18 protein-coding genes and 1 riboswitch are annotated in these 20,340 nt (G+C 58.1%); of the genes, 8 read left to right on the top strand and 10 right to left on the bottom strand.

What is annotated here, in order from left to right; genetic code table 11:
• Window positions 1–9 precede the first annotated feature (9 nt).
• On the bottom strand, window positions 10–783 hold the full coding sequence (gene nudC, locus GJV78_RS19780; protein WP_155109923.1) for an NAD(+) diphosphatase: 774 nt from the start codon (window positions 781–783) through the stop codon (window positions 10–12).
• Between the two features lie 93 nt (window positions 784–876).
• Between nudC and rsd the strand changes: the two genes are divergently transcribed.
• The 8 genes from rsd (at window position 877) to GJV78_RS19740 (ending at window position 7,488) form a co-directional block, all read left to right on the top strand.
• Complete coding sequence (gene rsd, locus GJV78_RS19775; protein WP_155109922.1) at window positions 877–1,380, top strand: sigma D regulator; 504 nt, start codon at window positions 877–879, stop codon at window positions 1,378–1,380.
• Between the two features lie 51 nt (window positions 1,381–1,431).
• A riboswitch (TPP riboswitch) is annotated at window positions 1,432–1,541 on the top strand.
• An 85-nt stretch (window positions 1,542–1,626) separates the two neighbouring features.
• A complete protein-coding gene (thiC, locus tag GJV78_RS19770; protein ID WP_230979191.1) occupies window positions 1,627–3,570 on the top strand; it encodes a phosphomethylpyrimidine synthase ThiC in 1,944 nt (647 codons plus the stop codon).
• Complete coding sequence (thiE, locus tag GJV78_RS19765; protein WP_155109921.1) at window positions 3,570–4,211, top strand: thiamine phosphate synthase; 642 nt, start codon at window positions 3,570–3,572, stop codon at window positions 4,209–4,211. The genes thiC and thiE overlap by 1 nt, the downstream gene beginning before the upstream one ends.
• Window positions 4,198–4,953 (top strand): HesA/MoeB/ThiF family protein, encoded by a 756-nt coding sequence (locus GJV78_RS19760; protein ID WP_155109920.1) that lies wholly within the window; start codon window positions 4,198–4,200, stop codon window positions 4,951–4,953. The genes thiE and GJV78_RS19760 overlap by 14 nt, the downstream gene beginning before the upstream one ends.
• The gene (gene thiS / locus GJV78_RS19755) at window positions 4,937–5,137 is read left to right on the top strand and encodes a sulfur carrier protein ThiS (protein WP_155109919.1); all 201 of its coding nucleotides are present in this window, start codon (window positions 4,937–4,939) and stop codon (window positions 5,135–5,137) included. The genes GJV78_RS19760 and thiS overlap by 17 nt, the downstream gene beginning before the upstream one ends.
• 1 nt (window position 5,138) lies before the next feature.
• Window positions 5,139–5,909 carry a thiazole synthase gene (gene thiG / locus GJV78_RS19750; RefSeq protein ID WP_155109918.1) on the top strand — a complete coding sequence of 257 codons (771 nt, stop codon included), beginning with the start codon at window positions 5,139–5,141 and terminating at the stop codon, window positions 5,907–5,909.
• Window positions 5,906–7,039 (top strand): 2-iminoacetate synthase ThiH, encoded by a 1,134-nt coding sequence (gene thiH, locus GJV78_RS19745; RefSeq protein ID WP_155109917.1) that lies wholly within the window; start codon window positions 5,906–5,908, stop codon window positions 7,037–7,039. Before thiG ends, thiH begins: the two co-directional genes overlap by 4 nt.
• Window positions 7,040–7,170: 131 nt before the next feature.
• Window positions 7,171–7,488, top strand: coding sequence for a PTS lactose/cellobiose transporter subunit IIA (locus GJV78_RS19740; protein WP_155109916.1), 318 nt, complete (start codon window positions 7,171–7,173; stop codon window positions 7,486–7,488).
• Window positions 7,489–7,577: 89 nt separating this feature from the next.
• Here GJV78_RS19740 and rpoC read toward each other — a convergent pair whose 3' ends face one another.
• The 9 genes from rpoC to GJV78_RS19695 all read right to left on the bottom strand — a co-directional run.
• Window positions 7,578–11,801 carry a DNA-directed RNA polymerase subunit beta' gene (gene rpoC, locus GJV78_RS19735; RefSeq protein WP_167519668.1) on the bottom strand — a complete coding sequence of 1,408 codons (4,224 nt, stop codon included), beginning with the start codon at window positions 11,799–11,801 and terminating at the stop codon, window positions 7,578–7,580.
• Between the two features lie 76 nt (window positions 11,802–11,877).
• Window positions 11,878–15,906, bottom strand: coding sequence for a DNA-directed RNA polymerase subunit beta (rpoB, locus tag GJV78_RS19730; protein ID WP_155109915.1), 4,029 nt, complete (start codon window positions 15,904–15,906; stop codon window positions 11,878–11,880).
• A 318-nt stretch (window positions 15,907–16,224) separates the two neighbouring features.
• Window positions 16,225–16,596 (bottom strand): 50S ribosomal protein L7/L12, encoded by a 372-nt coding sequence (rplL, locus tag GJV78_RS19725; protein ID WP_155109914.1) that lies wholly within the window; start codon window positions 16,594–16,596, stop codon window positions 16,225–16,227.
• A gap of 66 nt (window positions 16,597–16,662) precedes the next feature.
• Window positions 16,663–17,160, bottom strand: coding sequence for a 50S ribosomal protein L10 (gene rplJ / locus GJV78_RS19720; protein ID WP_042293041.1), 498 nt, complete (start codon window positions 17,158–17,160; stop codon window positions 16,663–16,665).
• A gap of 496 nt (window positions 17,161–17,656) precedes the next feature.
• Window positions 17,657–18,361 carry a 50S ribosomal protein L1 gene (rplA, locus tag GJV78_RS19715; RefSeq protein ID WP_155109913.1) on the bottom strand — a complete coding sequence of 235 codons (705 nt, stop codon included), beginning with the start codon at window positions 18,359–18,361 and terminating at the stop codon, window positions 17,657–17,659.
• A 3-nt stretch (window positions 18,362–18,364) separates the two neighbouring features.
• Window positions 18,365–18,793: a 50S ribosomal protein L11 gene (gene rplK, locus GJV78_RS19710; protein ID WP_006688357.1), complete on the bottom strand. Its 429-nt coding sequence runs from the start codon at window positions 18,791–18,793 to the stop codon at window positions 18,365–18,367.
• Between the two features lie 278 nt (window positions 18,794–19,071).
• Complete coding sequence (gene nusG / locus GJV78_RS19705) at window positions 19,072–19,617, bottom strand: transcription termination/antitermination protein NusG (RefSeq protein WP_003862341.1); 546 nt, start codon at window positions 19,615–19,617, stop codon at window positions 19,072–19,074.
• Window position 19,618: 1 nt separating this feature from the next.
• Complete coding sequence (gene secE, locus GJV78_RS19700) at window positions 19,619–20,002, bottom strand: preprotein translocase subunit SecE (RefSeq protein WP_155109912.1); 384 nt, start codon at window positions 20,000–20,002, stop codon at window positions 19,619–19,621.
• Window positions 20,003–20,241: 239 nt separating this feature from the next.
• The coding region (locus tag GJV78_RS19695) for an EF-Tu C-terminal domain-related protein (RefSeq protein WP_072082104.1) at window positions 20,242–20,340 on the bottom strand (99 nt) is incomplete at its 5' end.

Below are 20,340 nucleotides of genomic sequence, written 5' to 3'. Positions count from 1 at the left end.
GGCACCCTGCTATTCATATTCAGCCCGACAGATAGCCACTGTATCTTCAATCAGGCGGCGGGCCACGGTGCCCGGCGGCGGCAGCAGCGGCAGGTCGTCATAGCGAAACCACCCCGCCGACAGCAGCTCCTGGGGATCGATAGCAATGTCGCCGCTGTCATACTCCGCCATAAACGCGGTCATCAGCGACTGCGGGAACGGCCAGGGCTGGGAGGCGACGTAGCGCAGATTTTTTATCGTAATGCCGCTCTCCTCCATGACCTCGCGCGCCACCGCCTGCTCAAGGGTTTCCCCCACCTCCACAAACCCGGCAAGCACGGTATGAACGCCGTTGCGATGACGTACGTGGCGGGCCAACAGCAGGGCGTCATCCCGGCGAATAGCGACAATAACGCACGGGGCAATCTGCGGGTAGTAGCGCTCGCGGCAGTGGCTGCAGAGCATGGCCCATTCGGTTTGACTCGGCTGCATGGGGTGGCCGCAGTAGCCGCAGTATTTATGTGAACGGTAAAACTCCCCCAGCTGAACGCCCCGCCCCGCCAGCTGAAACAGCCCTGGCTCCCTGTCGATAAGCTGGCGCACCGACGCCATATCGTGGCGACGCGGCTGCTGCACCAGCCATACCGGATCGCCCTGCCATTCGCCCAACAGAAGTGCGGACTGCCCCACAAGATCGAACTTTGCCGCGCTGCCGTATGGCACTTCTCCCTGCGGTAACCATAATTTTTGTTGATGACTGACGATCCACCAGCCGTGCTCTGTTTTTTCAATAATACGATCCATAGCGCTTGCACTACCTTTGCTTCACTGGCATGTTGATAACATTAAATTTACATTTCGAACGAGCGGTACTCAAACTCACTGACGGAGTCTCTCATGCTAAACCGGCTGGAAAACCTGACGAAGCGCGTCGGCGGAAGTCACACACTGGTCGATCGCTGGCTGGTTGAACGTAAGCAATTGCTCGTGGCTTACTACAATCTGACGGGCATTAAGCCCGGCAAAGGGTCGTACATGCGGCTGAATGAAAAGGCGCTGGACGACTTCTGTCAGCGCCTGGTTGACTATCTTTCCGCCGGGCACTTCAGTATTTATGAACAAATTATTGGCGAAATGGAAGGAGAAAGTCCCCTTTTAACCGCCCGGCGTCTCTGCCCTGAGCTGGCGGATAACACCCGGCAGATCATGGACTATTACGATTCCAGCCTGGAGAACGCTATCGACAGCGACAGCTATCCGGTCTTCCAGCAGGCGCTTTCCGCTATCGGCGAAGCGCTGGCGGCGCGCTTCAGCCTTGAGGACGCGCTGATTCTCATGGCCTTCGAGAATCGTTTAAAGCCGGCCGCCGGCGACGATGCAGAAAGCATTCGTCCGTCTTGAGTTCTGGCGCGTTAGCGCGTAGTTTATCCGCACTGCCTCCCGAAGGGAGGCGACATCTTGTCGGAGTGCCGCGTGCGCCAGCACCGGCTGAGACCGTTAATTCGGGATCCGCGGAACCTGATCAGGCTAATACCTGCGAAGGGAACAAGAGTACATTGCCGTTAGCGTCTCTCCGTCTCCGGAGAGAGCACCGTTACTCCCTCCGTCGTCTGACAAGCCACGTCCTTAATTTTTTCGGAACGAGCTATGTCTGCCATGAAACTAACCCGCCGCGAACAGCGCGCACAGGCCCAACGCTTTATCGATACCCTGGAAGGCATCGCCTTTCCCAACTCTCAGCGCATCTATATCACCGGATCGCGTCCAGAGATCCGCGTTCCGATGCGTGAAATTCAGCTCAGCCCGACGCTCGTCGGCGGCACGAGAGAAAATCCGCAGTTTGAAGAGAACGAGGCGATCCCGGTATACGATACCTCCGGCCCCTACGGCGACCCTGATATCGCCATTGACGTTCAGCAGGGGCTGGCGAAGCTGCGCCAGCCGTGGATCGCGGCGCGCAACGACAGCGAAACCTTAACTGACCGCAGCTCGGCCTGGAGCCGCGAGCGCCTGGCGGACGACGGCTTTGAGGCGCTGCGCTTTACCGGGACGCTGACGCCCAGGCGCGCAAAACCCGGTCGCCGGGTAACTCAGCTACACTACGCGCGCCAGGGGATCGTAACCCCTGAAATGGAGTTTATCGCCCTTCGCGAAAATATGGGCCGCGAGCGCATTCGCAGCGAGACGCTGCGCCAGCAGCACCCGGGCGTCGGTTTTGGCGCAAGCCTGCCGCAGAACATTACGCCGGAGTTTGTACGCGATGAGGTGGCCGCCGGGCGCGCCATCATTCCGGCCAACATAAACCACCCGGAGTCGGAGCCGATGATTATCGGCCGCAACTTCCTGGTGAAGGTCAACGCCAATATCGGCAACTCGGCGGTCACCTCCTCCATTGAAGAAGAGGTGGAAAAACTGGTCCGGGCGACGCGCTGGGGGGCGGATACGGTGATGGATCTCTCCACCGGCCGCTATATCCATGAGACCCGCGAGTGGATCCTGCGCAACAGCCCGGTGCCCATCGGCACCGTGCCGATCTACCAGGCGCTGGAGAAGGTTCACGGGATCGCCGAAAATCTCACCTGGGAAGCCTTCCGCGATACGCTGCTGGAGCAGGCGGAACAGGGGGTGGACTACTTCACCATCCATGCGGGCGTGCTGCTGCGCTATGTGCCGATGACCGCAAAAAGGCTGACCGGTATCGTCTCGCGCGGCGGCTCGATTATGGCGAAATGGTGCCTCTCCCACCACCGGGAGAACTTCCTCTATACGCACTTCCGTGAAATCTGTGAAATCTGCGCCGCCTACGATGTCGCCCTGTCGCTGGGCGACGGCCTGCGCCCCGGCTCCATTCAGGACGCCAACGACGAAGCGCAATTTGCCGAGCTGCACACCCTCGGCGAGCTGACCCGAATCGCCTGGGAGTACGACGTGCAGGTGATGATCGAAGGTCCCGGCCACGTGCCGATGCAGATGATCCGCCGCAACATGACCGAGGAGCTGGAGCACTGCCACGAGGCACCCTTCTACACCCTGGGGCCGCTGACCACCGACATTGCGCCAGGCTACGATCACTTCACCTCCGGCATCGGCGCGGCGATGATCGGCTGGTTCGGCTGCGCCATGCTCTGCTACGTGACGCCAAAAGAGCACCTCGGCCTGCCCAACAAAGAGGACGTCCGCCAGGGGCTGATTACCTACAAAATCGCCGCCCACGCCGCCGACCTGGCGAAAGGCCATCCCGGCGCGCAGATCCGCGATAACGCCATGTCGAAGGCGCGCTTCGAATTCCGTTGGGAAGATCAGTTTAACCTGGCCCTCGATCCGTTCACCGCCCGGGCGTACCACGATGAAACCCTGCCCCAGGAGTCCGGCAAGGTGGCCCATTTCTGTTCGATGTGCGGGCCAAAATTCTGCTCCATGAAAATCAGCCAGGAGGTGCGCGATTACGCGGCGGCGCAGGCCATCGAGGTGGGCATGGCGGATATGTCGCAGACCTTCCGCGCCAGAGGCGGGGAAATTTATGTAGCCGACGCCCGGCAAACGGCGTTTTCTCAACCCGATACCGATTCACACAAGCAGGAGAAAGCCTGATGTATCAGCCCGATTTCCCCCCCGTTCCCCACCGCCTGGGGGTTTACCCGGTGGTCGACAGCGTCCAGTGGATCGCACGCCTGCTGGAGGCGGGCGTCCGCACGATTCAGCTGCGGATCAAAGACAAGCGTGATGAAGAGGTAGAAGCGGACGTGCTGACGGCGATTCAGCTGGGAGAACGCTATCGCGCCCGGCTGTTTATCAACGACTACTGGCGGCTGGCGATTAAGCACGGCGCGTACGGCGTGCACCTCGGCCAGGAGGATCTGGAAACCACCGACCTGAGCGCCATTCGCGCGGCCGGGCTGCGCCTCGGCGTCTCAACCCATGACGATATGGAAATTGACGTGGCGCTGGCGGCACGCCCTTCCTATATCGCGCTGGGCCACGTTTTTCCGACCCGGACCAAGCAGATGCCCTCGGCCCCGCAGGGGTTGTCACAGCTGGCACGGCATATCGGGCGGCTGGCCGATTACCCCACCGTCGCCATCGGCGGCATCAGCCTTGAGCGCGCCCCGGCGGTGCTGGCCACCGGCGTCGGCAGTATTGCAGTGGTGAGCGCCATCACCGCCGCCACCGACTGGCGCGCCGCCACGGCGCAGCTGCTGGAAATTGCGGGAGCGGGCGATGAACGATCGTGACTTTATGCGCTACAGCCGCCAGATGCTGCTTGAGGATATCGCCGTTGACGGTCAACAAAAGCTGCTGGCCAGCCGCGCGCTGATTATCGGGCTGGGGGGGCTGGGTTCTCCCGCCGCGCTGTACCTGGCCGGGGCGGGCGTCGGCACGCTGGTGCTGGCGGACGACGACGAGGTGCATCTGAGTAATTTGCAGCGGCAGATCCTGTTTACCACCGACGACATTGCCCACCCGAAGGCCCGGAGCGCCGAACGTCGGCTGGCGCGCCTGAACCCGGATATCACGCTGATGGCGCGTCAGCAGCGCCTGACCGGCGAGGCGCTCAGGCACGCCGTTGCCCAGGCCGACGTAGTGCTCGACTGCACCGACAATATGGCAACCCGCCAGCAAATCAACGCCGCCTGCGTGGCCCTTAACGTTCCGCTGATTACCGCCAGCGCCGTCGGCTTCGGCGGTCAGCTGATGGTGCTGCTGCCGCCCTGGGAACAGGGCTGCTACCGCTGCCTGTGGCCGGACGAGGCGGAGCCGGAGCGCAACTGCCGTACGGCGGGCGTGGTCGGACCGGTGGTCGGTTTAATGGGCACGCTGCAGGCACTGGAGGCCATTAAGCTGTTAAGCGGCGCGGGTGCCACCGCCAGCGAGCTGCGGCTCTTTGACGGTAAAACCAGCCAGTGGCGCACGCTGGCGCTACGGCGGGCCAGCGGCTGCCCGGTATGCGGAGGGCAACATGCGCATTCTCTTTAACGACGAGCCGCTGCAGATCGCCGATGGGCTTACCGTCAGCGATCTGTTGAACGAACTTAATCAGCTAAAGCCCGGCACGGCGCTGGCGCTCAATCAACAGATCCTGCCGCAGGAGCGGTGGGCGCTTCAGCAGGTTCGCGAAGGCGATCAAATTCTGCTTTTTCAGGCTATCGCAGGGGGTTGATATGTTACGCATTGCCGATAAAACCTTTGAGTCACATCTGTTCACCGGCACCGGAAAATTTGCCTCCGCATCGCTGATGATAGAGGCGATTCGCGCCTCCGGCAGCCAACTGGTCACCCTGGCGATGAAGCGCGTGGATCTGCGTCAGCACAACGACGCTATTCTGGCACCGCTGACTGAAGCCGGCGTGACGCTGCTGCCCAACACCTCCGGAGCTAAAACGGCGGAAGAGGCGATTTTCGCCGCCCGGCTGGCCCGCGAGGCGCTCGGAACAAACTGGCTGAAGCTGGAGATCCACCCTGACGCCCGCTGGCTGCTGCCGGACCCGATTGAAACGCTGAAGGCCGCCGACGCGCTGGTCAAAGAGGGTTTTGTGGTGCTGCCCTACTGCGGTGCCGATCCGGTGCTGTGCAAACGGCTGGAGGAGGTCGGCTGCGCGGCGGTGATGCCGCTCGGCGCGCCCATTGGCTCGAATCAGGGGCTGGAGACCCGCGCCATGCTGGAGATCATCATCCAGCAGGCCAACGTGCCGGTGGTGATTGACGCCGGTATCGGCGTCCCCAGCCATGCGGCACGGGCGCTGGAGATGGGGGCCGACGCGGTGCTGGTCAACACGGCAATTGCCGTGGCCGACGATCCGGTGCTGATGGCGCGCGCCTTTCGCCTGGCGGTTGAGGCGGGCCTGCTGGCGCGCCAGGCGGTGCCCGGCGTACGCCACGCTGAGGCGCAGGCCACCAGCCCGCTCACCGGCTTCCTGGAGGCGCAGCCATGAAGGTCTTCACCGACCGCTGGCGGCAGCTGGACTGGGACGACATCCGCCTGCGCATTAACGGCAAAACCGCCGCCGACGTTGAGCGGGCGCTGAACGCCGCGCGGCCGGGCCGCGAGGAGATGATGGCCCTGCTCTCGCCTGCGGCGAGCGGATATCTGGAGCCGCTGGCACAGCGGGCGCAGCGGCTGACGCGCCAGCGCTTTGGCAATACGGTAAACTTTTACGTTCCGCTGTATCTCTCCAATCTGTGCGCCAACGACTGCTCCTACTGCGGCTTTTCCATGAGCAACCGCATTAAGCGTAAGATCCTCGACGAGGCGGAGATCGCCCGGGAGTGCGCGGCGATCCGCCGGTTGGGCTTTGCGCATCTGCTGCTGGTCACCGGTGAACATCAGGGCAAGGTGGGCATGGACTATTTTCGCCGCCATCTGCCCGCCATTCGCCGCCAGTTCTCTTCGCTGCAGATGGAGGTGCAGCCGCTGGCGGAGGCGGAATACGCCGGGCTGAAAGCCCTTGGGCTGGACGGCGTAATGGTCTATCAGGAGACCTGGCACGAGGCGCAGTATGCGCAGCATCACCTGAAGGGCAAGAAGCAGGATTTCTTCTGGCGGCTGGAAACCCCGGATCGCCTGGGCCGCGCCGGGATCGACAGGATCGGCCTCGGCGCGCTGATCGGTCTTTCCGACAGCTGGCGGGTGGACTGCTACATGATGGCCGAACACCTGCTCTGGCTGCGGCAGCATTACTGGCAGAGCCGCTACTCTATCTCCTTCCCGCGCCTTCGCCCCTGCGCCGGCGGCATTGCGCCGGCATCTGCCATGGACGAGCACCAGCTGGTGCAGGCCATCTGCGCATTTCGCCTGCTGGCACCGGAGGTGGAGCTATCCCTCTCCACCCGCGAGTCGCCGTGGTTCCGCGATCGGGTTATTCCGCTGGCGATTAACAACGTCAGCGCCTTCTCAAAAACTCAGCCTGGCGGCTACGCGGCCCATCGCCCGGAGCTGGAGCAGTTCGCTCCCCATGACAACCGTCGCCCCGGGGAGGTGGCCGCCGCGCTGGCGGCCCGGGGGCTACAGCCGGTATGGAAGGACTGGGACAGCTTCCTCGGACGCGCGCCGCAGCCGACCTGAACCCCGCCCCGTCGTCTTGCAGACCGCCGTAAGTTAATGCGGTCCGCGTCGTTCGGTCAGGGGTATAATCGCGGGAACTATAATGGGTAAGGCCATACCGCTGGCTTTACCCGCCCTTACCGGAGTGAAGAATGGAAGAGTTAGAAACCACCATTATGGAGCTGCTGGTCAACGCCGGCGCGGCCCGCAGCGCGGCCCTGACGGCGCTGCAGCTGGCGCGCCAGGGCCAGTTTCAGGAAGCCGAAGAGGCGATGACCGAATCGCGAGAGTTCGTCAGGCTGGCCCACGGCGTCCAGACAGCGCTGATAGGCATGGATGAGGGAAGCGGCAGGCTGCCGGTAAATTTGATTACGGTTCATGCCCAGGATCATCTGATGAACGCTATCGTTATTCAGGATCTGGCGGGCGATATGATTGAGCTGTATCGACGGCTGCCGCCGGTAACGTGATGGCCGATCGGCAGAGATAAAAAAACCCGCCGGAGCGGGTTTTTTGTTGTCATCGGCAGCGCAGGCCTGCGCCGCCCGGCTCGCAACGATTACTCGTTGTCGGAACCGCCCAGACCGGCGTTCAGCAGCTCCGTCAGGCTGGCCGAAGCGTCTTCAGCCGTTACCTGCGGGGCAGCCGGAAGCTCGCCCGCCGCGCGACGGCGCATCCGATCCTGGTGGTACGCATAGCCCGTACCGGCCGGGATCAGACGACCTACGATCACGTTCTCTTTCAGACCGCGCAGTTCGTCGCGTTTACCCGCGACGGCAGCTTCGGTCAGAACGCGGGTCGTTTCCTGGAACGATGCCGCAGAGATGAAGGATTCGGTGGCCAGAGACGCTTTGGTGATACCCAGCAGATCGCGGGTAAAGGTTGCGCCCACTTTGCCGTTCGCTTCCAGCTCGCGGTTAGCGATCTTGACGCGGGAGTATTCCACCTGCTCGCCTTCGAGGAACTCGGAGCTGCCCGCGCTGGCGATGGTGGCTTTACGCAGCATCTGACGAACGATAACTTCAATGTGCTTATCGTTAATCTTAACGCCCTGCAGACGATATACGTCCTGCACTTCATTCACGATGTAACGAGTTACCGCGTGAACGCCACGCAGACGCAGAATGTCGTGCGGCGCTTCCGGACCGTCGGAAACCACATCGCCGCGTTCCACACGTTCACCTTCGAACACGTTGAGCTGACGCCATTTCGGAATCATCTCTTCGTACGGATCGCTACCGTCTACCGGGGTGATAACCAGGCGACGTTTCCCTTTGGTCTCTTTACCAAAGGAGATGATGCCGCTGATTTCCGCCAGGATTGCCGGCTCTTTCGGACGACGCGCCTCGAACAGATCGGCAACGCGCGGCAGACCACCGGTGATGTCCTTAGTACCGCCGGATTCCTGCGGCACACGCGCCAGGGTGTCACCAGAGCTGATCTGCACGCCATCTTCCAGCTGCACGATCGCTTTGCCCGGCAGGAAGTACTGGGCAGGCATATCTGTGCCAGGGATCAGAACGTCATCGCCGTTGGCATCAACGATTTTCAGCGCCGGACGCAGATCTTTGCCCCCGGTGGTACGCTCTGCGGAATCCAGAACCACCAGCGAAGACAGACCGGTCAGCTCGTCGGTCTGACGTGTAATGGTCTGGCCGTCGATCATGTCGGTGAAGCGAACGAAACCACTCACTTCGGTGATAACCGGCATGGTGTGCGGATCCCAGTTGGCCACGGTTTCGCCGCCGGCAACCTGCTCGCCATCACCTTTCGCCATAACAGAGCCGTAAGGCACTTTATAGCTCTCTTTGGTACGACCGAATTCGTCGATCAGCTTCAGTTCAGTGTTACGCGAGGTGATCACCAGTTTACCGCTGGAGTTCACAACCGACTTCGCATTGCTCAGACGGATGCTACCTTTGTTTTTCACCTGGATGCTGGATTCAGCCGCCGCACGCGAAGCCGCACCACCGATGTGGAAGGTACGCATGGTCAGCTGAGTACCGGGTTCACCGATGGACTGCGCTGCGATAACGCCGATCGCTTCACCTTTGTTGATCAGGTGGCCACGCGCCAGGTCACGGCCGTAGCAGTGCGCGCAGACGCCAAAGTCGGTGTCGCAGGATACAACGGAACGCACTTTAACGGCGTCAACGGAGTTCTCTTCCAGCAGGTCACACCACTGCTCGTGCAGCAGCGTGTTGCGCGGAACCAGAATATCCGCGGTGCCCGGCTTCAGAACATCTTCCGCGGTCACACGGCCCAGTACGCGATCGCGCAGCGGCTCTTTCACGTCGCCACCCTCGATAACCGGGGTCATCAGGATGCCTTCGTGGGTGCCGCAGTCGTCTTCGGTTACCACCAAATCCTGCGCCACGTCGACCAGACGACGGGTCAGGTAACCGGAGTTCGCGGTTTTCAGCGCGGTATCCGCCAGACCTTTACGCGCACCGTGGGTGGAGATGAAGTACTGGAGTACGTTCAGACCTTCACGGAAGTTCGCGGTGATCGGCGTTTCGATGATGGAGCCATCCGGCTTCGCCATCAGACCACGCATCCCCGCCAGCTGACGAATCTGTGCCGCAGAACCACGCGCACCGGAGTCGGCCATCATGTAAATGCTGTTGAAGGAAACCTGCTGCTCTTCCTGACCGTCACGGTTAATGACGGTTTCGGTCTGCAGGTTATCCATCATCGCTTTGGAGACGCGATCGTTCGCCGCGGCCCAGATATCGATAACCTTGTTATAGCGTTCGCCCGCCGTCACCAGACCGGACTGGAACTGCTCCTGAATCTCTGCCACTTCGGCTTCGGCTTCAGAGATGATCTCGTATTTTTTCTCCGGGATGACCATGTCATCGATACCAACGGATGCACCGGAACGCGCTGCGTAAGCAAAGCCGGTGTACATCGTCTGGTCAGCGAAAATAACGGTCGGCTTCAGGCCCAGAATACGGTAGCAGGTGTTCAGCATCTTAGAGATCGCTTTCTTACCCAGCGCCTGGTTGACGATGGAGAAAGGCAGACCTTTCGGTACGATCATCCACAGAATAGCGCGACCTACGGTCGTATCTTTCAGGCTGGTGTGCGCCACGAACTCGCCGTTAGCGTCTTTTTCGTATTCAGTGATACGCACTTTTACGCGCGCATGCAGAGAGGCCAGGCCAGCGCGATAAATACGCTCGGCCTCTTTCGGACCGGTCAGCACCATGCCTTCGCCTTTGGCGTTAACGCTGTCGCGGGTCATGTAGTACAGACCCAGCACCACGTCCTGAGACGGAACGATGATCGGTTCGCCGTTCGCCGGGGAGAGGATGTTGTTGGTCGACATCATCAGCGCGCGCGCTTCCAGCTGGGCTTCCAGCGTCAGCGGTACGTGCACGGCCATCTGGTCACCGTCGAAGTCGGCGTTATAGGCCGCACACACCAGCGGATGCAGCTGGATAGCTTTACCTTCAATCAGCACCGGTTCAAACGCCTGGATACCCAGACGGTGCAGGGTCGGCGCACGGTTCAGCAGCACCGGGTGTTCGCGGATAACTTCGTCCAGGATATCCCAGACCACGGCTTCTTCGCGCTCAACCATCTTCTTGGCGGCTTTGATGGTGGTGGCGAGGCCACGCAGCTCCAGCTTGCCGTAGATGAACGGTTTGAACAGCTCCAGCGCCATTTTCTTCGGCAGACCGCACTGATGCAGACGCAGGTATGGACCTACGGTGATAACCGAACGACCGGAGTAGTCAACGCGCTTACCGAGCAGGTTCTGACGGAAACGACCCTGCTTACCTTTGATCATGTCGGCCAGCGATTTCAGCGGACGCTTGTTGGAACCGGTGATCGCACGACCGCGACGGCCGTTATCCAGCAGGGCGTCTACCGCTTCCTGCAGCATACGTTTTTCGTTGCGTACGATGATGTCCGGCGCGGCCAGATCCAGCAGACGCTTCAGACGGTTGTTACGGTTAATGACGCGACGATAGAGATCGTTCAGGTCAGAAGTCGCAAAACGACCGCCGTCCAGCGGCACCAGCGGACGCAGGTCCGGCGGCAGCACCGGCAGCACGGTCAGAATCATCCACTCCGGCTTGTTGCCGGACTGAACGAACGCTTCCAGCAGCTTAATGCGCTTGGTCAGCTTTTTACGCTTGGTTTCAGAGTTGGTTTCGTTCAGCTCTTCGCGCAGGGTTTCGCACTCCTGCTCCAGATCCATGCTCTTCAGCAGGGCCTGGATCGCTTCGGCACCCATTTTGGCGTCGAATTCATCGCCGAACTCTTCCAGCGCGTCCAGATACTGCTCTTCGGTCAGGATCTGCTGGCGCTCCAGGTTGGTCATGCCGCCTTCGATAACCACATAGGATTCAAAGTAGAGCACGCGCTCGATGTCGCGCAGCGGCATATCAAGCAGCAGGCCGATACGGGACGGCAGTGATTTCAGGAACCAGATATGGGCGGTCGGAGAGGCCAGCTCGATGTGACCCATGCGCTCACGACGCACTTTGGTCTGGGTCACTTCAACGCCGCACTTCTCGCAGATCACGCCGCGGTGCTTCAGGCGCTTGTACTTACCGCACAGGCACTCATAGTCTTTTACCGGCCCAAAGATACGGGCGCAGAAAAGGCCGTCACGCTCAGGTTTGAACGTACGGTAATTGATGGTTTCCGGCTTCTTAACTTCACCGAAAGACCATGAACGGATCATGTCTGGCGAAGCCAGAGCAATTTTGATCGCATCAAACTCTTCGGTTTTAGTTTGCGCTTTCAGAAACTTTAATAAGTCTTTCACGGATTTGCTCCCGTCGGAGTTAGCACACTCCGCTGCCGGGCGTTAACCCGACAGCGGCGACCTGTTTGAGCGAGAATTACTCGTCTTCCAGTTCGATGTTGATACCCAGCGAACGAATCTCTTTCAACAGTACGTTGAAGGATTCCGGCATGCCCGGTTCCATCTGATGGTTGCCGTCCACGATGTTCTTATACATCTTGGTACGGCCGTTCACGTCATCAGACTTAACGGTGAGCATCTCCTGCAGGGTGTAGGCGGCACCGTAAGCTTCCAGCGCCCACACTTCCATCTCCCCGAAGCGCTGACCACCGAACTGCGCCTTACCACCCAGCGGCTGCTGGGTAACCAGGCTGTAAGAGCCGGTAGAACGCGCGTGCATCTTGTCGTCGACCAGGTGGTTCAGTTTCAGCATGTACATGTAACCTACGGTTACCGGACGCTCGAACTGTTCACCGGTGCGGCCGTCGAACAAGGTGATCTGACCGGAGGTCGGCAGATCGCCCAGCTGCAGCAGCTCTTTAATTTCCGCCTCTTTCGCACCGTCGAATACCGGCGTGGCGATCGGCATACCTTTACGCAGGTTTTCCGCCAGACGCAGCACTTCTTCATCGCTGAAGGTGCTCAGGTCAACTTTCTGGCGAATGTCGGCCCCCAGATCGTAAGCCCGCTGAATGAACTCGCGCAGTTTGGCGACTTCCTGCTGCTGCTTCAGCATGGCGTTGATCTTGTCGCCAATGCCCTTCGCAGCCATGCCCAGGTGAGTTTCCAGAATCTGGCCGATGTTCATACGAGACGGTACGCCCAGCGGGTTCAGTACGATGTCGACCGGCGTGCCGTTTTCATCGTAAGGCATATCTTCGATCGGGTTGATCTTGGAGATAACACCCTTGTTACCGTGACGACCCGCCATTTTGTCACCAGGCTGGATACGGCGTTTAACGGCCAGATAGACCTTCACGATCTTCAGCACGCCCGGTGCCAGATCGTCGCCCTGGGTGATTTTACGGCGCTTCGCTTCGAGTTTTTTCTCGAACTCGTGTTTCAGTTCGTCGTACTGCTCAGCCAGCTGTTCCAGCTGATTTTGTTTCTCTTCGTCGGTCAGGCCGAGTTCCAGCCAGCGATCGCGAGGCAGTTTGTCGAGCTTCTCAGCTTCGACACCGCCGGCTACCAGCACGGCGTGAATACGGCTGAACAGACCGGCTTCGAGGATCTGCAGTTCTTCAGACAGGTCTTTCTTCGCCTGCTTGAGCTGCATCTCTTCGATTTCCAGCGCACGCTTGTCTTTTTCCACGCCATCGCGGGTGAAGACCTGAACGTCGATAACCGTACCGGAGACGCCGTTCGGCACGCGCAGAGAGGAGTCTTTCACGTCAGACGCTTTCTCACCGAAGATGGCGCGCAGCAGCTTCTCTTCCGGAGTCAGCTGGGTTTCGCCCTTCGGCGTCACCTTACCGACCAGTATGTCGCCGCCGGTCACTTCCGCACCGATGTAAACGATACCGGATTCATCCAGCTTGGAGAGCGCCGCTTCACCCACGTTCGGGATGTCGGCGGTGATCTCTTCCGGCCCCAGCTTGGTGTCGCGGGAGACGCACGCCAGCTCCTGGATGTGGATGGTGGTGAAACGATCTTCCTGAACCACGCGCTCGGAAACGAGGATGGAGTCTTCGAAGTTGTAGCCGTTCCACGGCATGAACGCCACGCGCATGTTCTGGCCCAGCGCCAGCTCGCCGAGGTCGGTGGACGGGCCGTCTGCCAGCACGTCGCCGCGCTCAACCGGCTCGCCCAGGGAAACGCACGGCATCTGGTTGATGCAGGTGTTCTGGTTAGAGCGGGTGTATTTGGTCAGGTTGTAGATGTCGATACCCGCTTCGCCCGGATACATCTCATCTTCGTTAACTTTGATAACGATACGGGAGGCATCGACGTACTGCACGATGCCGCCGCGTTTGGCTACGGCGGTTACGCCGGAGTCAACGGCAACCGCGCGCTCCATACCCGTACCGACCAGCGGCTTGTCAGCGCGCAGGGTTGGAACGGCCTGACGCTGCATGTTCGCACCCATCAGGGCGCGGTTGGCGTCATCGTGTTCCAGGAACGGGATCAGGGACGCACCAACGGAAACCACCTGCTGGGTGGAAACGTCCATGTAGTCAACCTGATCGCGGCTGAACAGGCTCGATTCGCCTTTGCTACGGCAGGTCACCAGATCCTCAACGAAGTGGCCTTCGTCGTCCAGGTTGGAGTTCGCCTGGGCGATGACGAAGTTGCCTTCTTCAATGGCGGACAGGTAATGGATTTCGTCAGTTACCACGCCGTCGACGACGCGACGGTACGGCGTCTCAAGGAAGCCATATTCGTTGGTCTGCGCATACACCGACAGGGAGTTGATCAGACCGATGTTCGGGCCTTCTGGGGTTTCGATCGGGCATACGCGACCATAGTGGGTCGGGTGTACGTCTCGAACCTCAAAGCCTGCGCGTTCGCGGGTCAGACCGCCCGGGCCAAGCGCGGAAATACGACGCTTGTGCGTAATCTCGGAGAGCGGGTTGTTCTGGTCCATAAACTGAGACAGCTGGCTGGAGCCAAAGAACTCTTTCACCGCGGCGGAGATCGGCTTGGCGTTGATCATATCCTGCGGCATCAGGGTGTCCAGATCGCCCAGAGACAGGCGCTCTTTCACCGCACGCTCTACGCGCACCAGGCCAACGCGGAACTGGTTTTCCGCCATTTCGCCGACGGAACGGATACGACGGTTGCCGAGGTGGTCGATATCATCCACTTCGCCTTTACCGTTACGGATATCGATGAGCTTCTTCATCACGTCGATGATGTCGTCTTTGCTCAGGATACCGGAACCTTCGATTTCGTCGCGCAGCAGAGAACGGTTGAACTTCATCCGGCCAACCGCGGACAGATCGTAGCGATCTTCGGAGAAGAACAGATTCTCAAACAGGCTTTCAGCCGCTTCACGAGTCGGCGGTTCCCCGGGGCGCATCATGCGGTAGATTTCCACCAGCGCGCTCAGGCGATCGCTGGTCGGGTCAATACGCACCGTTTCGGAGATGTACGGGCCGTGATCCAGATCGTTGGTAAACAGCGTCTCAATGCGCTTATGACCGGACTGGCTCAGCTTCGCCAGCAGATCGAGGCTCAGCTCCATGTTCGCCGGGCAGATCAGCTCACCGGTAGATTCGTCAACGTAGTCTTTAGACGCCACTTTGCCGGCAATATACTCAACCGGAACTTCGATATGCTTGATATCGTCTTTTTCCAGCTGGCGAATGTGGCGCGCGGTGATGCGGCGGCCCTTTTCGACGTAGGTTTTGCCATTGGCTTCAATGTCAAAGGAGGCGGTCTCGCCGCGCAGGCGTTCCGGCACCAGCTCCATCTGCAGCTTGTTGTCGCGAATTTCGAAAACAACTTTCTCAAAGAACAGATCAAGGATCTGCTCAGTGGTGTAGTTCAGCGCGCGCAGGATGATGGTCGCAGGCAGCTTACGGCGACGGTCGATACGCACGAACAGGTTGTCCTTCGGATCGAATTCGAAGTCCAGCCAGGAACCACGGTAAGGGATGATGCGCGCGTTATACAGCACTTTACCCGAAGAGTGGGTCTTGCCTTTGTCGGAGTCAAAGAAGACGCCCGGGCTACGATGCAGCTGAGAAACGATAACGCGCTCAGTACCGTTGATAACAAAGGTACCGTTGTCGGTCATGAGCGGAATCTCGCCCATGTAGACTTCTTGTTCTTTAATATCTTTGACGGTGCCTTCCGGCGCTTCGCGCTCGTAGATCACCAGACGCAGTTTTACGCGCAGCGGTGCGGAATAGGTCACGCCACGGATCTGACATTCCTGAACGTCAAACACCGGTTCGCCAAGGCGGTAGCTGACGTATTGCAGCTCGGAATTACCGCTGTAGCTCTGAATCGGGAACACGGAACGGAAGGCGGCTTCCAGACCATACTGCCCTTCAGGATCTTGCTCGATAAACTTCTGAAACGAGTCAAGCTGGATAGAAAGGAGATAAGGGACATCCAGAACTTGTGGACGTTTACCAAAATCCTTACGAATACGTTTTTTCTCGGTATAGGAGTAAACCATAGGGTTCCTCAGCTCGCTGACAAGTCGACCCATCTGTCCTGCACAGGGACAGTTTGTGCAACACTATTTTGTTGACCGGAAAATCGAATACTTTCCGCAATGCCTGTTGCTATCACGCTTAAACCATTTCATTGCGATTTACACAGAACGGGCATTCTGTCGCAGTATATTAAGTCGTCGATAGAAACAAGCATTGAAAGGCAGGCAGTAGCCAAACAGTGTGAAACGCTACTGATACCTTACAGCGCAAAAAGGCTGGTGACTAAAAAGTCACCAGCCATCAGCCCGATCTCTCAGGCTGCAACCGGAAGGGTCGGCTTATTTAACTTCAACTTCAGCGCCAGCTTCTTCCAGAGATTTTTTCAGAGCTTCAGCGTCATCTTTGCTCACGCCTTCTTTCAGAGCGGCCGGAGCAGATTCTACCAGGTCTTTCGCTTCTTTCAGACCCAGGCCAGTCGCGCCGCGTACTGCTTTGATAACAGCAACTTTGTTCGCGCCAGCGGCTTTCAGAATAACGTCGAATTCAGTTTTCTCTTCAGCAGCTTCAGCAGCAGCGCCTGCGCCAGCAACGGCTACAGCAGCAGCAGCGGAAACACCGAATTTTTCTTCCATTGCAGAAATCAGTTCTACAACGTCCATAACGGACATAGCGGCAACTGCTTCAATGATTTGATCTTTAGTGATAGACATTTAAATTGTTCCTGAATATCAGAATAAGTTTATGCGTAAGCCAATGCTTAATAAAGATAACCGCGGTTACGCAGCTTCTTTCGCATCGCGTACAGCAGCCAGAGTACGAACCAGTTTGCCAGCCGAAGCTTCTTTCATGGTTGCCATCAGGCGTGCAATTGCTTCTTCGTAGGTCGGCAGAGTTGCCAGGCGGTCGATCTGCGACGCCGGGATCAGCTCACCTTCAAAGGCAGCGGCTTTGACCTCAAATTTTGCATTCGCTTTCGCGAACTCTTTGAACAGACGAGCGGCAGCGCCCGGGTGTTCCATAGAGTATGCAATCAGGGTCGGACCAACAAACGTGTCTTTCAGGCACTCGAACGGAGAGCCTTCAACAGCACGGCGCAGCAGGGTGTTACGAACAACACGCATGTAAACGCCAGCTTCACGACCTGCTTTACGCAGTTCAGTCATTTTATCTACAGTTACGCCACGGGAATCCGCAACTACTGCAGACAGCGCGCCTTTGGCTACTTCGCTGACTTCAGCAACAATCGCTTGTTTGTCTTGAAGATTTAAAGCCATTAGCTTTGCTCCTGGATGTTTGCCGGAAGATAAGTTCCGGAACTCACTTCACTCAACTCAACGAGAAGAGCGTCTTAATACGGTGAGCAGAAACAAGCCAAAGAGTACTTAAAAAGAGTCTTCAGGTTCTGTCACCGTCTACGCAGGGGATTAAGTCTCTGACGAGACACCTGCGGTCTTGGACGGAGGCCTGGAATAGGCCAGGCTCCAACCGGATAATTCATTCTATTCTTCACTACTCAGCCCGCGGTGGCCTTAGCTTCTGAGTTACTCGTCTTAACCCATGAGGCTCGCCCTTACGGGCCGCCGCTTGGCGACGTTCAAATCTGTCCCTGACAGATTTGCTGCTCACATCAGTCAGATAGCGCTCTGTGCTACTGACGATTCACTCAGTTGCCGCCCTGCCACAACCTGAATATCTCAAATAGACATCTGCTATTCGCAGAATCGTGGGGGTAGAATTGTAGACAAAACCACCGCCCACGTAAAGCTAATCTTAGTTAGCGGAAGCGCTCAGACCAGCCTGGTCGACGGCAACGCCGGCACCCATGGTAGTGGAGATGCTAACTTTCTTGATGTACACGCCTTTTGCCTGAGACGGCTTCGCTTTTTTCAGCGCAACCAGCAGAGCTTCTAGGTTTTCCTTCAGTTTGTCAGCGTCAAAGTCCACTTTACCGATGGTGGTGTGGATGATGCCGTTTTTGTCGTTACGGTAACGAACCTGACCTGCTTTAGCGTTTTTAACCGCTTCTGCAACGTTCGGCGTTACGGTACCTACTTTCGGGTTCGGCATCAGGCCACGCGGCCCCAGAACCTGGCCCAGCTGGCCAACAACGCGCATTGCATCCGGAGAAGCAATCACCACGTCAAAGTTCATTTCGCCTTTTTTGATCTGTTCAGCCAGATCTTCCATACCTACCAGCTCAGCACCAGCAGCTTTCGCAGCTTCAGCGTTTGCACCCTGGGTAAATACGGCTACGCGAACGGACCGGCCAGTACCGTGCGGCAGGACAGTTGCGCCACGAACGTTCTGGTCAGATTTACGCGCGTCAATGCCGAGGTTAACGGCAACGTCTACGCTCTCGGTAAATTTAGCGGTGGCCAGCTCTTTCAGCAGAGCAATAGCTTCGTTGATGTCGTACTGTTTAGTCGCATCAACTTTCTCACGGATCACGCGCATGCGCTTGGTCAGTTTAGCCATTTCTTAATCCTCCACTACCAGGCCCATGGAACGTGCAGTACCTTCAATGGAGCGAGTCATCGCTTCAATATCGGCACCGGTCATGTCGGCAGCTTTGGTCTGCGCGATTTCCTGCAGCTGAGCGCGGGAAATTTTACCTACTTTGTCTTTGTTCGGCTTACCGGAACCAGACTTGATGCCCGCAGCTTTCTTCAGCAGAACGGCAGCCGGCGGAGTCTTGGTTACGAAAGTGAAAGAACGGTCAGCGTAAACGGTGATAACAACCGGGATCGGCAGACCTTTTTCCATGGAATCTGTCTTAGCGTTGAACGCTTTGCAGAATTCCATGATGTTTACGCCCTGTTGACCCAGAGCCGGACCTACCGGCGGACTCGGGTTTGCCATACCAGCCGCAACCTGCAGCTTGACGTAGGCTTGTACTTTCTTAGCCATTCTAAAATCCTCAAATTGGGTTATAGCGCCTTTACACTTCATCCTTCAGACCGCCTCTGCGTTGGCTGCCTTCTCTCAAACCAGTTACTTACTTATGTAAGCTCCTGGTTTTCGCTTAGTTGCCGCCATGATGCAACCTGAATGATTGTGTGTAAGTAACGGCTCCCCGTGATAAATATCGTTTTACGGGCCTGGCCCATAAAAACAAAAGGCGCGAAATTGTAGTCCAATCTCACGCCTTATGCAACGATAACATCGCCGTCTTTTTGATCGGAACGTCAGGCCTTTTCTACCTGAGCAAAGTCAAGCTCGACGGGGGTCGCGCGGCCGAAGATCGAAACAGAAACCTTCAGACGGGACTTCTCATAGTCGACCTCTTCCACCACGCCGTTGAAATCGGCGAACGGACCATCGTTAACGCGAACCATTTCACCCGGCTCAAACAGCGTTTTCGGACGCGGCTTATCACCTACCTGCTGCAGGCGGTTCATAATCGCATCAACTTCTTTGTCGCTGATTGGTGCCGGACGATCGGAAGTGCCGCCGATGAAGCCCATCACACGCGGCACGCTGCGCACCAGGTGCCAGCTGGCGTCGTTCATCACCATCTGGACCAGCACATAGCCCGGGAAGAATTTGCGCTCGCTCTTGCGACGCTGGCCGCCGCGGATTTCGACTACTTCTTCAGTCGGCACCATGACTTCGCCAAATAACTCTTCCATATTGTGTAATTTGATATGCTCGCGCAGCGACGTCGCTACGCGGCCTTCAAAACCGGAAAACGCCTGAACGACGTACCAGCGCTTTTTAGGAGCTTCAGACATCTCAGAACCTCAGGCCAGTGATAAGGGATACCAGTTGGACCAGAATACCATCCAGTCCCCACAGGATCAGTGACATTACTGCAGTCACCGCAGCCACGATCAGCGTGGTGTGCAACGTTTCCTGGCGAGTTGGCCAAATGACCTTACGGACTTCGGTTCTCGCTTCACGGGCAAAAGCAACGGTTGCTTTACCTTTCGTCGTCAACAGCGCGACACCGCCCGCTGCAGCAATCAGAATTACTACGGCCAGCGCACGCAGCGGCAGCATCATGTCACGATAAAGGTAGTTACCAACAATCGCCACGAGCAGCAATGCAACAACCACGACCCACTTTATCGCTTCCAGGCCGCGCCCGCTCCCTTGAGCTTCGGTATTCGCACTCATAAACCAACCTGTAAGAAGAATTCTACAAATATTTTTACCCCGCGAATGCGAGGCAACCCTGGTGATCTTGTGTCGAAACGCCAGAGAGCGCTTCAGACTATACGCCCTCTGCAGAGCCTGTCTCAGCAATGATTATGACAAAGAAAATCACTGATGAGCCAGGTTCTGATTTGAAAGCGTGCAAAAAGGGCATCAAATGATGCCCTTTTATCGCGCATTGCGTCAAATATTATCAGCGATTAGCCGAGAACTTTAGCAACAACGCCCGCGCCAACGGTACGGCCGCCTTCACGGATGGCGAAACGCAGACCGTCGTCCATCGCGATCGGGTGGATCAG

It is taken from the genome of Intestinirhabdus alba (genome assembly GCF_009711095.1).
GTDB lineage: Bacteria > Pseudomonadota > Gammaproteobacteria > Enterobacterales > Enterobacteriaceae > Intestinirhabdus > Intestinirhabdus alba.
The sequence above is the reverse complement of the archived record's forward strand: the minus strand, read 5'-3'. Positions and strand labels throughout refer to the sequence as shown.